A 209-nucleotide genomic window follows, 5' to 3' on the forward strand; every position below is an offset into this window, starting at 1 on the left:
CGGATTGACCAGACCGATGTTGCGGTAATCCTCTACCGAGGGCATGGTGGTCGCATCGGTAGCCGAGACGGCATCGTCGGCGTACAGGCGGATCTTGGTCTGCGCCGCATCGGCACGATTGACCAGGGCTTGCAACTTGGTCAGGGTGTTGACCTCGGAGCCATCCTTCTTGCTACCGGCAATGGCGGCCAGGATGGCCGACCAGTTCT

General features: G+C 61.2%; 1 protein-coding gene. It reads right to left on the reverse strand.

Going from position 1 to position 209, the window contains the following annotated elements; all coding sequences use genetic code 11:
* Positions 1–209 (reverse strand): hypothetical protein (locus I5W_RS21255; protein WP_044530728.1); only part of this gene is annotated, 209 nt, incomplete at both ends.

Source organism: Herbaspirillum sp. B65, from assembly GCF_000333555.1.
GTDB classification, from domain to species: Bacteria; Pseudomonadota; Gammaproteobacteria; order Burkholderiales; family Burkholderiaceae_D; genus Herbaspirillum; species Herbaspirillum rubrisubalbicans.